This window comes from Halomonas sp. BM-2019, assembly GCF_017584085.1.
Map to the genome: position 1 here is coordinate 1229488 of NZ_CP071922.1, position 11717 is coordinate 1241204.

The 11717-nt window shown below is 71.2% G+C and carries 13 protein-coding genes and 1 pseudogene; 11 read left to right on the forward strand and 3 right to left on the reverse strand.

Annotated features, from left to right (window positions below; genetic code table 11):
* Positions 1-63: 63 nt before the first annotated feature.
* From J5F18_RS06235 to coq7, 3 genes are all read left to right on the forward strand, one after another.
* Positions 64-936, forward strand: a complete 873-nt coding sequence (locus tag J5F18_RS06235; protein ID WP_346302182.1) for a phosphoribulokinase — start codon at positions 64-66, stop codon at positions 934-936.
* A 35-nt stretch (positions 937-971) separates the two neighbouring features.
* Positions 972-1313 (forward strand): histidine triad nucleotide-binding protein, encoded by a 342-nt coding sequence (locus J5F18_RS06240; protein ID WP_346301432.1) that lies wholly within the window; start codon positions 972-974, stop codon positions 1311-1313.
* A gap of 168 nt (positions 1314-1481) precedes the next feature.
* Entirely contained in the window at positions 1482-2126 is a 645-nt protein-coding gene (coq7, locus tag J5F18_RS06245; RefSeq protein ID WP_346301433.1) for a 2-polyprenyl-3-methyl-6-methoxy-1,4-benzoquinone monooxygenase, read from the forward strand.
* A gap of 196 nt (positions 2127-2322) precedes the next feature.
* Here coq7 and J5F18_RS06250 read toward each other — a convergent pair whose 3' ends face one another.
* The 3 genes from J5F18_RS06250 to J5F18_RS06260 all read right to left on the reverse strand — a co-directional run bounded on the left by J5F18_RS06250 (position 2323) and on the right by J5F18_RS06260 (position 4539).
* Positions 2323-2742, reverse strand: coding sequence for an OsmC family protein (locus tag J5F18_RS06250; RefSeq protein WP_346301434.1), 420 nt, complete (start codon positions 2740-2742; stop codon positions 2323-2325).
* 115 nt (positions 2743-2857) lie between these two features.
* Positions 2858-3520 carry an N-acetylmuramate alpha-1-phosphate uridylyltransferase MurU gene (murU, locus tag J5F18_RS06255; protein ID WP_346301435.1) on the reverse strand — a complete coding sequence of 221 codons (663 nt, stop codon included), beginning with the start codon at positions 3518-3520 and terminating at the stop codon, positions 2858-2860.
* Positions 3517-4539 (reverse strand): phosphotransferase, encoded by a 1023-nt coding sequence (locus J5F18_RS06260; RefSeq protein WP_346302183.1) that lies wholly within the window; start codon positions 4537-4539, stop codon positions 3517-3519. Before J5F18_RS06260 ends, murU begins: the two co-directional genes overlap by 4 nt.
* A 156-nt stretch (positions 4540-4695) precedes the next feature.
* Between J5F18_RS06260 and J5F18_RS06265 the strand changes: the two genes are divergently transcribed.
* From J5F18_RS06265 to J5F18_RS06300, 8 genes and pseudogenes are all read left to right on the forward strand, one after another.
* Positions 4696-7122, forward strand: coding sequence for an LPS-assembly protein LptD (locus J5F18_RS06265; RefSeq protein WP_346301436.1), 2427 nt, complete (start codon positions 4696-4698; stop codon positions 7120-7122).
* Positions 7123-7146: 24 nt separating this feature from the next.
* A complete protein-coding gene (locus J5F18_RS06270) occupies positions 7147-7824 on the forward strand; it encodes a SurA N-terminal domain-containing protein (RefSeq protein ID WP_346301437.1) in 678 nt (225 codons plus the stop codon).
* Positions 7824-8867: a 4-hydroxythreonine-4-phosphate dehydrogenase PdxA gene (pdxA, locus tag J5F18_RS06275; protein ID WP_346301438.1), complete on the forward strand. Its 1044-nt coding sequence runs from the start codon at positions 7824-7826 to the stop codon at positions 8865-8867. Before J5F18_RS06270 ends, pdxA begins: the two co-directional genes overlap by 1 nt.
* Positions 8868-8936: 69 nt before the next feature.
* Positions 8937-9755 carry a 16S rRNA (adenine(1518)-N(6)/adenine(1519)-N(6))-dimethyltransferase RsmA gene (gene rsmA / locus J5F18_RS06280; protein ID WP_346301439.1) on the forward strand — a complete coding sequence of 273 codons (819 nt, stop codon included), beginning with the start codon at positions 8937-8939 and terminating at the stop codon, positions 9753-9755.
* Positions 9755-10150, forward strand: coding sequence for a Co2+/Mg2+ efflux protein ApaG (apaG, locus tag J5F18_RS06285; protein ID WP_346301440.1), 396 nt, complete (start codon positions 9755-9757; stop codon positions 10148-10150). The genes rsmA and apaG overlap by 1 nt, the downstream gene beginning before the upstream one ends.
* 46 nt (positions 10151-10196) lie before the next feature.
* The gene (locus J5F18_RS06290) at positions 10197-11015 is read left to right on the forward strand and encodes a symmetrical bis(5'-nucleosyl)-tetraphosphatase (RefSeq protein ID WP_346301441.1); all 819 of its coding nucleotides are present in this window, start codon (positions 10197-10199) and stop codon (positions 11013-11015) included.
* A gap of 45 nt (positions 11016-11060) precedes the next feature.
* The gene (gene glpE, locus J5F18_RS06295; protein WP_346301442.1) at positions 11061-11381 is read left to right on the forward strand and encodes a thiosulfate sulfurtransferase GlpE; all 321 of its coding nucleotides are present in this window, start codon (positions 11061-11063) and stop codon (positions 11379-11381) included.
* Positions 11382-11384: 3 nt separating this feature from the next.
* Positions 11385-11717, forward strand: a pseudogene (locus J5F18_RS06300) (polynucleotide adenylyltransferase); the annotation flags it as partial.

Sequence of the window (11717 nt, forward strand, 5' to 3'; positions counted from 1 at the left end):
CGCGCGGCCGGTGGCGTTCCCCGAGGCCGTGCGCACGGCCATCGCCGGGGCGGGGGGGGGCTGATGTCCCGCGAATACCCGATCATCGCCGTGACCGGTTCCTCCGGTGCCGGCACCACCACGGTCAAGCGCACCTTCGAGCGCATGTTCATCCGCGAGGACGTGCATGCCGCAGTCGTCGACGGCGACGCCTTCCACCGCTACACCCGGGAGGAGCTGGCGCGGATCTTCCGCGAGGAGCCCGAGCGCAAGGACGAACTCTCTCACTTCGCGGTGGAGGCCAACCTGCTCGATGAGCTCGAGGCGCTGTTCCAGGAGTACGGCGAGCAGGGCAGTGGCACCTTTCGCCATTATATCCACGCCGAGGACAAGCAGATGATCGAGGCCGGCTACCGGGTCGGCACCTTCACCGAGTGGCAGCCACTGCCCTGCGGCACCGATCTGCTCTTCTACGAGGGGCTCCACGGCGGCCTGGTCACGCCCGAGCACGATATCGCCCGTCACGTGGACCTGCTGGTGGGCGTGGCGCCGACCATGAACCTGGAGTGGATCCAGAAGATCGTCCGCGACACCAAGTTGCGCGGACACGCCCAGGAGGCGGTGATCGACACCATTCTGGGGCGGATGGACGACTATGTGCGCTATATCCAGCCGCAGTTCTCGCGCACCCATATCAACTTCCAGCGGGTGCCCACGGTGGATACCTCCAACCCCTTCGAGGTGCAGGATATCCCCAATGACGCCGAGTCCTTCGTGGTGATCCGCTTTCGCGACCCGGCCACGGTGGATTTCCCCTACCTGCTGGCGATGATCCAGGACTCCTTCATGAGTCGCCCCCACACCCTGGTGGTGCCCGGCTCGCGGATGTCGCTGGCCATGGAGCTGATACTGGCCCCGCTGGTGCGCCACCTGCTGACCCAGCGCCGCTTCCGCTGAGCCCCACCGCTCGGCCACCATAGAGGAGAGACGCCATGGCCTGCCTGTTCTGCCGCATCATCAACCGCGAGCTGCCCGCCGGGATCGTCTACGAGGACGACGAGGTGCTGGCCTTCGAGGATACCGCCCCCCAGGCGCCCACCCACCTGCTGGTGATCCCCAAGCGCCATATCGCCACCCTCAACGACCTCGAGGCGGGCGACCAGGCCCTGATGGGGCGCCTGCCACTGGTCGCCGCCCGGCTGGCGAAGGAGCGCGACCTTGCCGAGGATGGCTACCGGGTGGTGATGAACTGCAATGACGACGGCGGCCAGACGGTCTACCATATTCATATGCACCTGATGGGCGGTCGACGCTTCACTTGGCCGGCTGGCTAGCCGGCGCCCTGCGGGTCACCGCGCGAGCCCAAGCGCTCGACGCATCGGGTGCAGTTCCCTACGACGCCGCCGACAGGTGGCGTCGGTCGTTGGGGGCCGCGCTTCTGGAGTCGGGACCGCTCGGCTACAATGGGGGCCCATCCCGAGCCGAGGCGCGACGAGGTCGTCATGAACCGCAAGCTCTCCCGTACCGACAACCTGATCCACCAGTTCGATACCGTGCTGCGCACCCTGGTGCCCCATGCCGCCCGGGCGTCGCGACCGTCCCCGGCCACCCCCGAGGTGCGCGACGAGCCGATGGACGAGGAGGAGCGTCGCCACGCGGCCGGGCTGATGCGCATCAACCACACCGGCGAGGTGTGCGCCCAGGCGCTCTACCAGGGCCAGGGGCTGACCGCCAAGCTCTCCGAGGTGCGCGGCCAGATGGAGGCGGCGGCCCAGGAGGAGATCGACCACCTGGCCTGGTGCGACGAGCGCCTGCAGGAGCTCCACGATCGGCCTAGCCTGCTCAATCCGCTGTTCTACGCCGCCTCCTTCGGCATCGGCGCCGTGGCCGGCGCCGTGGGCGACCGCGTGAGTCTGGGCTTCGTGGCCGCCACCGAGGAGCAGGTGGGCCGCCATCTCGAGGATCACCTGGTTAGGCTGCCTGCGGGCGACCAGCGCTCCCGGGCGGTGCTGCGCCAGATGGCCATCGACGAGGCCCACCACGCCCAGTTGGCCCTGGAGGCGGGCGGCGCCCGCTTCCCCGCCCCGGTCAAGTTCGGCATGTCGCTGATGTCCAAGGTCATGACCACCAGCGTCTATCGCCTGTAGCGCCTAGCTTCAAGCGCCTAGCGCCCAGCCGCACATCAACGGGCGGCCTGTGTTGCTGTAATGAGAGAGCGCCTCGTGGGACCGACGCTCTTTGTTGATACAGGTAGCGGTGTAGTCATCATCCTGCTCGGCGCTCGGCGCTCGGCGCTCGGCGCTCGGCGCTCGGCGCTCGGCGCTCGGCGCTCGGCGCTCGGCGCTACTCCTCCACGATGGTAAAGGAGTGCGTCACCTCGACGCCGCCCTTCACCAGCATGATGGAGGCGCTGCAGTACTTCTCGGCGGAGAGCTCCACCGCGCGTGCCACCTGTTTCTCCTTCAACCCCTTGCCGCTCACCGTGAAGTGCACGTGGATACGGGTGAAGACGCTGGGCACGCTGTCGGCGCGCTCCGCCTCGAGGCTCGCCACGCAGTCGCTTACCGGGGCGCGGGACTTCTCGAGGATCTCCAGCACGTCGAAGGAGGTGCAGGCGCCGAGGCCCATCAGCAGCATCTCCATGGGGCGCGGGCCGGTGTTGCGGCCGCCGTGGTCGGGTGGGCCGTCGATCACCACGCTGTGGCCGCTGCCGCTCTCGGCAACGAATTGACGCCCATCGGTCCATTTCACGTTGGCTTTCATGACAAGGGTTCCTTTGTTGATCGTCGGGTCAAGTGGGCCAGCATACAGGGGTGTCACAGCTGCCCATAGTGAGAGGCGCCGGGGACAGGCCGTAGAGGGGGGAGGAGGCTTCGGCTCAGCCCCGCAGGCGTCGGTCGAGCTCGGCCAGCCGCTCGGGGGTGCCGACGTCGACCCACTCGCCGCGATGGTGGTGGCCGGCCACGCGACCCTCCTGCATGGCGCGGCGCAGCAGCGGCGCCAGGGCGAAGGCGCCGGGGGGCTCGGCGGCCACCAGCGCCGGGTCGAGCAGGCTGAGGCCGGCGAAGGTGAGGCGCGGCTCGCCCTCGGCGTGGACGCGGCCGGCGGGGTCCAGGTGGAAGTCACCTTTGGTGTGGTGCACCGGGTTGTCCACCAGCGCCAGCCACGCCAGGTCGTCGCCCAGGGCGGGCAGCGCGGCCGGGTCCAGGTCGCACCAGACATCGCCGTTGACCAGCAGGAAGGGCGCTTCGCCCAGCAGCGGCAGTGCCTGGCGGATGCCGCCGCCGGTCTCCAGCGGGGTCGCCTCGCGGCTCCAGGCGATGCGCACCCCGTAATCACCGCCGTCGCCCAGCGCCGCCATGATCTGCTCCGCCCGGTAGCTGACGTTGATCACGATCTCGGTGATGCCTGCTGCCCGCAGCCGCGACAGCTGGTGGACGATCAGCGGCCGTCCGCCCACCGGCAGCAGCGGCTTGGGGCAGCGGTCGGTGAGCGGGCGCATGCGCTTGCCGAGCCCCGCGGCCAGGATCATCGCCTTCATGCCTCGCCCTCCAGGCGCGCCGTCAGGGCCGGGCGGAAGGTGTCGACCAGCCAGGCCTGGAAGCCGGCGTGCCCGTCGAGCCCCGCCAGGCTCGCCTCCAGGTGGGCCAGGAAGTGGGGCAGGCGGGCCAGGTAGCCCGACCTGGCGTCGCGCAGGGTCAGCCGGCAGAAGATCCCCAGCACCTTGAGCGAGCGCTGGGCGGCCATGGCCTGAGCCTGGGCCAGGAAGGTGGCGGCATTCACCCGGGAGGGCAGCCGGCCGTCGGCCTGGGCGCGCTGGCGGAAGGCCTCTACCCATTGGGCGAAGCGCTCGGCGTCGAAGCGACAGTAGCGGCCGCGCAGCAGCGAGATCAGGTCGTAGCTCAGCGGGCCGGCCACGGCGTCCTGGAAGTCGATCAGGTGCAGGGACTCATCCTGCACCATCAGGTTCATGGCGTCATAGTCGCGGTGCACCGTGACCACCGGCTGGGCCAGGGCCGAGTCGATCAGCGCCTGGCGCAGCCCGCGCCACCCCGGGGGCGCCGCCAGGCCCAGCCACTCGCCCAGGCACCACTCGGGGAAGAGCTCGAGCTCGCGGCCCAGCAGCTCGGCGTCGAAGGCGGGCAGGTCGTCCGGGCCGGCGCGGTTCTGCAGGGCATGGATCAGCGCGATGGCGTGCTCGTGCCAGGCCAGGGTGGCGGCGTCCGACTCGCCGCGAAAGCGGGCCTGCAGCGGGGTATCGCCCAGGTCGTCGAGTTCCAGGAACCCCCGGGCCAGGTCGACCCCGTGAAGCGCCGGCACCGGCAGGCCGGCGGCGGCCCAGCGCCGGGCGATGGCTACGAAGGGACGGCTCTCCTCCTGTTCGGGGGGGGCGTCCATCAGAATGCGGGTGGTGCCGTCGGGCAGGCGCAGGCGAAAGTAGCGGCGGAAGCTGGCGTCGCCGGCGGCCAGGCGCAGGTCGATCGCGGCGCTCGGCAGGCCGTGGCACTCGGCGGCCCAGCTCCTGAGCAGGGCGAGGCGCGGGGTGGCGGCGTCGGACATGGTGGGGGTGGCTCCCTGGTCGGGGTGGATGTCGCCGTGGGGGCGGTTGACGGCCGCAGGGGGGCGCCGCATGCTGGGCGCTGCTCGGCCACCGGCAGCACAGGCCGGGTGCGGTCTGTATAATACCGATTCACCCCGCCAAGGACATCGAGGAACATGGGCAAGCGACTCTCATGGACGGCTCTTGCTGGCCTGGCGACCCTGGGACTGGCCAGTACCCCACTCGCTGCGGCCCCCCCCGCCTCCCTGCCGGCCGAGTCGCTGGACTTCCGCCCCTGGGGCGATGATCGCCCCGCCGACGCGCTGTGCCGCGGCGTCTACGTGATGCCGGCCTACCGCCTGGCCGAGCCGCCGCCGGGGCGGGTCACCAGCGAGTCGGACAGCGCCAGCTACGGCGAGGACGGCGAGACCATCCTGCGCGGCGAGGTCCTGCTGCGCCGCGATACCACCCAGTTGGAGACGCCCTCGGTGCGGGTGCCCGGGGAGCGCCAGCGTGCCTATGCCGAGGGCCCGCTGGCGCTGCGCGACCAGAACCTGCTGGTGCGCGGCGAGGCCGCCGAACTCTCGTTGACCACCCAGGCGGCCCGCATCGACAGCGCCCACTACGTGGTCCATGACCGCCATCTGCGCGGCGACGCCCTGCAGCTGGAGCGCCTGGAGGACGGTCGGTTCCGGCTCACCTCAGCGAGCTTCACCACCTGCGACCCGGGGGATGACCTGTGGCGGCTGGTCAGCGGTGACGTGGTGCTCGACCGCGAGAGCGGCTTCGGCACCGCGCGACATGCGCGCCTGGAGATGGGCCGCGTGCCGGTCTTCTACTGGCCCTGGGTGCGCTTCCCCATCGACGATCGCCGCCATACCGGCTTCCTGTGGCCGGCGGTGGGCGTCTCCAGCAACGCCGTGGATTACGCCCAGCCCTTCTACTGGAACATTGCGCCCAACCACGACGCCACCCTCAACCCGCGCTGGATCACCGATCGCGGCCTGCTGCTGGGCGGCGAATATCGCTACCTCTTCCCCCGCGACGCCGGCCAGATCGAGGGGGCCTTCCTCGGCAGCGATGACGGCGGCTCCAGCGACGACCCCGATGCCGCCTCGCGCCGCTACGAGGGCGAGGATCGCTGGTACGTCGACTACCGCCACGCCGGCCGCTTCGACGCCCGCACCCGCTATCAGCTGCGCTACGGGGCGGCCAGCGACGGACGCTACTTCGACGACTTCGGCAGCGACTTCGCCGAGCAGAACACCTCCGCCATGCCTCGCCTGGCCCAGCTCGACTACCGCGGCGATACCTGGCGGCTCGACGTCCGGGCTCAGGGCTTCCAGAAGCTCGACGACCCGCTGCGAGACCGTGACAAGCCCTTCTACCGGCTGCCCAGCCTCTCCGCCGACGCCCGCTGGTCCCAGCCCGGCGGCTTCTACCAGCAGTGGGGCTCGAACTTCACCTACTTCTGGCGAGACGTGGACGAGAACCGGGTGCCGCTGCGCGAGTCGGCCACCGGCTCGCGGCTGCACCTGACGCCGGCGGTGGGCTGGCGCTTCGACGAGAGCTGGGGGCACCTGGAACCGCGCCTGGAGTGGCTGGCCACCGCCTACGAGCTGGACTACGGCGAGCGCGACACCGACCGCGACACCAGCCTGACCCGCGAGGTGCCGGTGGCCTCGGTGGACGGCGGGCTGGTGTTCGAGCGCGAGCTGGAGCTCGGCGGGCGCGGCTACCGCCAGACCCTGGAGCCCCGGGCCAACTACGCCTATGTGCCGGCCCGGGACCAGTCGGAGTTTCCCGACTTCGACAGCAGCGAGCGCGCCTTCTCCTGGAACCAGCTCTGGTCGCCCCACCGCTTCTCGGGCCGCGACCGGGTCGGCGACCTCAACCGCCTCTCCCTGGGCGTCGAATCGCGGCTGCTGGAGGACGAGCGCGGCCGGGAGCGCGTCTCCGTGGGGGTGGGCCAGGCCTACTACTTCGAGGATCGCACCATCGACATCGACGGCGATCCGAATACCCTGCCCCGCGACTTCATGGACCGCTACCGGGTCACCCGGGAGCGCTCGCCGCTGGTGACCCGCGCCGACTGGCGCATCACCGACCGCTGGCGCACCCGCTGGCAGTGGCTCTACGACGACAACCTCGAGCAGACCGAGCGCGCCTCGGTGGACCTGCAGTATCGCTCGCCGGCGGGCCACGCATTGAACCTCGGCTACCGTTGGGAGCTCCAAGGCTTCGATCCCTCGGTCGAGCCGGGCGACGATGACTTCCGCGACTTCAACCGGGAGGAGTACGACCTGTCGTTCGCCTGGAAGGCCAACCGGCGCGTCGACCTGATCGGTCGCTTCCTCTACGACAACACCAACGACCGTGCCCTGGAGCAGCTGGCGGGTGTGCAGTGGAACGACTGCTGCTATGGTCTGCAGCTGGTCTGGCGCGAGTGGATCGACGACAACGACACGGCGCGCATCGATGACGACTTCACCGACCGCGGGGTCTTCCTGCGCTTCGTGTTCAAGGGCCTCGGCGGCGTGGGCCGCGAGGCCGACAGCTACTTCGAGGAGGCTATCCCGGGCTATCGCGCCACCGCCTTCTGACCCGGACGCCGCCAGCAGAGAGGAATGATGAAACAGAAGCACACAGTGAGCCGTCGACGCACCGCCGTGCTGGCCGCCGGCCTGGCCATGGCCCTGGGGCTCGGCGGGGGCGCGCTGAGCGTCCAGGCCCAGGAGTTCCAGTCGACCCAGCGCCAGGCCCTGGACCGCATCGTGGCGGTGGTCAACCAGGGCGCCATCATGCACAGCGAGCTGGAGGAGCGGCTGGCCCAGGCCCGCAGCCAGCTCACCGCCCAGCAGATCGACCTGCCCCCCGAGCGGATGCTGCGTGAGCAGCTCCTCGAGCAGATGATCCTCGAGGAGATCCAGCTGCAGATGGCCCGGGAGGCCGGGCTCTCCATCGACGACACCGAGCTCAATCGCCAGCTGCGGGCCATCGCCGAGAACAACGGCATGACCCTGGAGCAGTTCGCCGATGCCCTGGAGGCAGACGGCCTGGCGCTGGCCACCGTGCGCGAGGAGATCCGACGCGAGCTGGTCATCCGCGAGCTGCAGCAGCGCCGGGTGGGGAGCCGGGTGAACCTCTCCGAACGGGAGGTGGAGCGTGTCATGGAGCAGGAGGGCGTCGGCCGCCAGCAGGCCCAGCAGGCGCTGTTCCAGCGCCGGGCCAACGAGGAGCTGGACGTCTGGCTGCAGGAGATCCGCTCCCAGGCCTTCGTCGACAACCGGCTCGACGACCGCTGATGGCGCTGGCCGAGCCCCCGCTCCTGGCGCTGACCACCGGCGAGCCCGCCGGCATCGGGCCGGAGCTCGCCGTGAGGCTGGCGGCCGAGCCGGTGGGGGCTGCCAGGGTGGTGGCGGTGGGCGATCCCGGGCTGCTGGCCGAGCGCGCCGCCCGGTTGGGCCTCGAGCTGGCGCTGGTCGAGCTCGCCCCCGGCCAGGCGGTGCCCGATCCCGAGCCCGGGCGGCTGCCGGTGTGGCCGGTGGCGCTGCGCGCGGCGTCTCGCCCCGGGGTGCTCGAACCGGCCAACGCCGCCTACGTGCTGGAGACCCTGGATGTGGCGATCGCCGCCTGCCGGGCCGGCCAGGCCGCGGGCATGGTCACTGCCCCGCTGCACAAGGGGGTGATCCTGGATGCCGGCCAGGCCGGGTTCAGGGGGCACACTGAGTACCTGCGCGACGCCTGCGGGGTGGAGGAGGTGGTGATGATGCTCGCCACCGACTGCGCCCTGCACGCCACCCGGCCCGGCTGGCGGGGGTCCCCGGCGCTGCGGGTGGCGCTGGCCACCACCCACCTGCCGCTGCGCGAGGTGGCCGATGCCATCACCGGCGCGGGCCTGACACGGGTGCTGCGCATCCTCGATGCCGACCTGCGCCGCTGGTTTGGTCTGGCCGCGCCGCGCATCGCGGTGTGCGGGCTCAACCCCCACGCCGGGGAGGGCGGCCACCTGGGGCGCGAGGAGCTCGAGGTGATCGAGCCGGCGCTGGCGGCGCTGCGCGCCGAGGGATTGCGGCTTGACGGCCCGCTCCCTGCCGATACCCTGTTTACCCCGAGGCACCTGGAGGGCGTCGAGGCGGTGCTGGCCATGTACCATGACCAGGGCCTGGCGGTGCTCAAGTACGCCGGCTTCGGCCGCGCGGCCAACATCACCCTGGGGCTGCCCTTCGTGCGCACCTCGGTGGATCATGGCACCGCCCTGGACCTGGCCGGCAGCGGCCGCGCCGACCCCGGCAGCCTGCGGGTGGCCGTGGCCCTGGCCGCCGAGATGGCCGGGCGCCGCTCATAAGCCTGTCGCCGGAAAAGCTCCGTTTCCATGCAAGAATTCAAGATCCTAGCGATAGAAGGACACCCCTGAATGGCATCTCGCCCCCCGGCTCACCGGGCTCGCAAGCGCTTCGGCCAGAACTTCCTGCGCGACCACGGCATCATCTCGCGCATCGTGCGCGCCATCGGGCCGCGTCCCGGCGAGCGCCTGGTGGAGATCGGCCCCGGCCAGGGCGCCCTCACCGAGCCGCTGCTGGAGGCCGCCGATGGCCATCTCGAGGTGATCGAGCTCGACCGCGACCTGATCCCCGGGCTGCGGGTGCAGTTCTTCAACTACCCCGGCTTCGTGATCCACGAGGGCGACGCCCTCCAGTTCGACTTCCGCGCCCTGCGCGGCGAGGGGCAGCCGCTGCGGGTGGTGGGCAACCTGCCCTACAACATCTCCACGCCGCTGATCGCCCACCTGCTCCAGGCCGGCGACGCCATCGCCGACATGCACTTCATGCTGCAGAAGGAGGTGGTGGAGCGCCTGGCCGCCGAACCGGGCGGCCCCGACTGGGGTCGCCTCTCGGTGATGGCCCAGTACCGCTGCCGGGTGGAGTCGCTCTTCGTGGTGCCGCCGGAGGCCTTCGTGCCGCGCCCCAAGGTGGACTCCGCCATCGTGCGCCTGACGCCCCACGCCGAGCTGCCCTGCCCGGCCGACGACGAGGCGCTGCTCTTCACCCTGGTGCGCGAGGCCTTCGGCCAGCGCCGCAAGACCCTGCGCAACAACCTCAAGGGGCGCATCGACGCCGAGGGGCTGGCGGCACTCGACATCGATCCGTCGCGTCGCCCCCAGACCCTGAGCGTCGAGGAGTTCGTGCGCATCGCCAACCGGCTGGCCGCGGCCGGCGGCGAGGAGGAGGCGTGATGTCGAGGCTTCCCGAGGCCCTGAGGGGCGAGATCCAGGTCGAGGTGCTGCCCGAGTTTCGCGAGGAGGAGTCCTCGCCGGAGGAGGCGCGCTACGTCTTCAGCTACACGGTGACGGTCTACAACGCCTCGCGCTACAGCATCCAGCTGATGGCCCGCCACTGGAAGATCACCCAGGGCAGCGGCAAGGTGCAGGAGGTGCGCGGCAAGGGGGTGGTGGGCCAGCAGCCGGTGATCGGTCCCGGCCAGCATTTCCGCTATACCAGCCGGGCGATCCTCGATGGCCCGGTGGGGGTGATGGAGGGGGACTACACCTGCGTGGACACCGCCTCCCAGCGCCCCTTCGAGGTGCCCATCGCGCCTTTCCGCCTGGCCGGCCCCAACCAGGTGCATTGATTGGCCGTCTGTCGATGTCCGTCGTCCTTCGAGATCGGGAGAGCCCATGACCACCTATGCCATCGGCGACCTCCAGGGCTGTCACGCCGAGTTCGTCGAGCTGCTCGAGACCCTCGACGTCGACCCGCGCCGGGACACCCTGTGGCTGGCCGGCGACCTGGTCAACCGCGGTCCCGGGTCGCTGGCCTGCCTGCGCGAGGTGATGGCGCTGGGCGAGACGGCCCGGGTGGTGCTGGGCAATCACGACCTGCACCTGCTGGCGGTGGCCCGCGGCGGGGCGGCACTCAATCGCAAGGACACCCTGGACGCCATCCTCGCCGCCCCCGACCGCGAGCGGCTGCTGGACTGGCTGCAGTCGCGCCCCCTGCTGGTGCGCGGTACGCTCGGCGAGGAGACCCTGATGACCCATGCCGGGCTGCTGCCCCAGTGGTCGCTGGACCAGGCCGAGGCGCTGGCCGGCGAGGTCCAGGCGGCGCTCGGCAGCGAGCGCGCCGGCGCCTTTCTCGAACGGATGTATGGCAACGCCCCGGCCCGATGGCGGGACGATCTCGACGGCATCGACCGGCTGCGCGCCATCGTCAATGCGCTGACCCGGATGCGCTTCATCGACGCCGAGGGGCGCCTGGACTTCACCGCCAAGGAGGGCCTCGAGAGTGCCCCGCCGGGCTTCGCGCCCTGGTTCCGCTATCCGCGCGCCGACAGCGCCCGGCTGCTGTTCGGCCACTGGGCGGCCCTGCAGGGGGAGACCCCCGGGAGCCGCGTCAACGCCCAGGCCCTGGACACCGGCTGCGTGTGGGGGGGCGCCCTGACCGCCCTGGACCTCACCAGCGGGGTGCGGACCTTGGTGCCCAGTCGCCGGCGCTGACGCCGGCGGCTACCCTGATCAATGCCCCGACGACGAGGTTTCATCATGAGCTTCCAGCACCTCGATATCCCGACCCTGCAGGCCTGGCTCGACGAGGGCCGCGACCTGGCACTGGTGGATATCCGCGACCCCCTGAGCTTCGGGCAGGGGCGCCTGCCCGGCAGCCGTCGGCTCGACAACGACAGCGTCGCCGGCTTCCTCGACTCGACCCCGGCGGATCGCCCGGTGGTGGTGGTCTGCTACCACGGCCACTCCAGCCAGCAGGCCGCCGCCTGGCTGGCCGGCCAGGGCCTCGGCGAGGTCTACAGCCTCGATGGCGGCTTCACCGAGTGGCAGCTTCGCCACCCCGACCGCGTGGAGGCCTGAGCCATGGGCGTGCCGCGGGATCCCGTCGTGGAGGGGCTCGAGGTCTACTGTGTGGGCGGCGCGGTGCGCGATGCCCGCCTGGGGTGGCCGGTCTACGATCACGACTGGGTGGTGGTGGGGGCCACCCCGGAGGCGATGCGGCGCCGTGGCTTCAAGCCCGTGGGGCGCGACTTTCCCGTTTTCCTGCACCCCGAGACCCACGAGGAGTACGCCCTGGCGCGCACCGAGCGCAAGGCCGGCCGCGGCTACACCGGCTTCGCGGTGCATGCCAGCCCCGAGGTGACCCTGGAGGAGGACCTGGCGCTGGCCTGGCGGCTGGCCGCCCAGGTGGTCCCG

Coding starts and splice junctions, on each gene's coding strand:
- J5F18_RS06235 (WP_346302182.1), top strand. CDS start 64: ATGTCCCGCGAATACCCGATCATCGCCGTGACCGGTTCCTCCGGTGCC.
- J5F18_RS06240 (WP_346301432.1), top strand. CDS start 972: ATGGCCTGCCTGTTCTGCCGCATCATCAACCGCGAGCTGCCCGCCGGG.
- coq7 (WP_346301433.1), top strand. CDS start 1,482: ATGAACCGCAAGCTCTCCCGTACCGACAACCTGATCCACCAGTTCGAT.
- J5F18_RS06250 (WP_346301434.1), bottom strand. CDS start 2,742: ATGAAAGCCAACGTGAAATGGACCGATGGGCGTCAATTCGTTGCCGAG.
- murU (WP_346301435.1), bottom strand. CDS start 3,520: ATGAAGGCGATGATCCTGGCCGCGGGGCTCGGCAAGCGCATGCGCCCG.
- J5F18_RS06260 (WP_346302183.1), bottom strand. CDS start 4,539: ATGTCCGACGCCGCCACCCCGCGCCTCGCCCTGCTCAGGAGCTGGGCC.
- J5F18_RS06265 (WP_346301436.1), top strand. CDS start 4,696: ATGGGCAAGCGACTCTCATGGACGGCTCTTGCTGGCCTGGCGACCCTG.
- J5F18_RS06270 (WP_346301437.1), top strand. CDS start 7,147: ATGATGAAACAGAAGCACACAGTGAGCCGTCGACGCACCGCCGTGCTG.
- pdxA (WP_346301438.1), top strand. CDS start 7,824: ATGGCGCTGGCCGAGCCCCCGCTCCTGGCGCTGACCACCGGCGAGCCC.
- rsmA (WP_346301439.1), top strand. CDS start 8,937: ATGGCATCTCGCCCCCCGGCTCACCGGGCTCGCAAGCGCTTCGGCCAG.
- apaG (WP_346301440.1), top strand. CDS start 9,755: ATGTCGAGGCTTCCCGAGGCCCTGAGGGGCGAGATCCAGGTCGAGGTG.
- J5F18_RS06290 (WP_346301441.1), top strand. CDS start 10,197: ATGACCACCTATGCCATCGGCGACCTCCAGGGCTGTCACGCCGAGTTC.
- glpE (WP_346301442.1), top strand. CDS start 11,061: ATGAGCTTCCAGCACCTCGATATCCCGACCCTGCAGGCCTGGCTCGAC.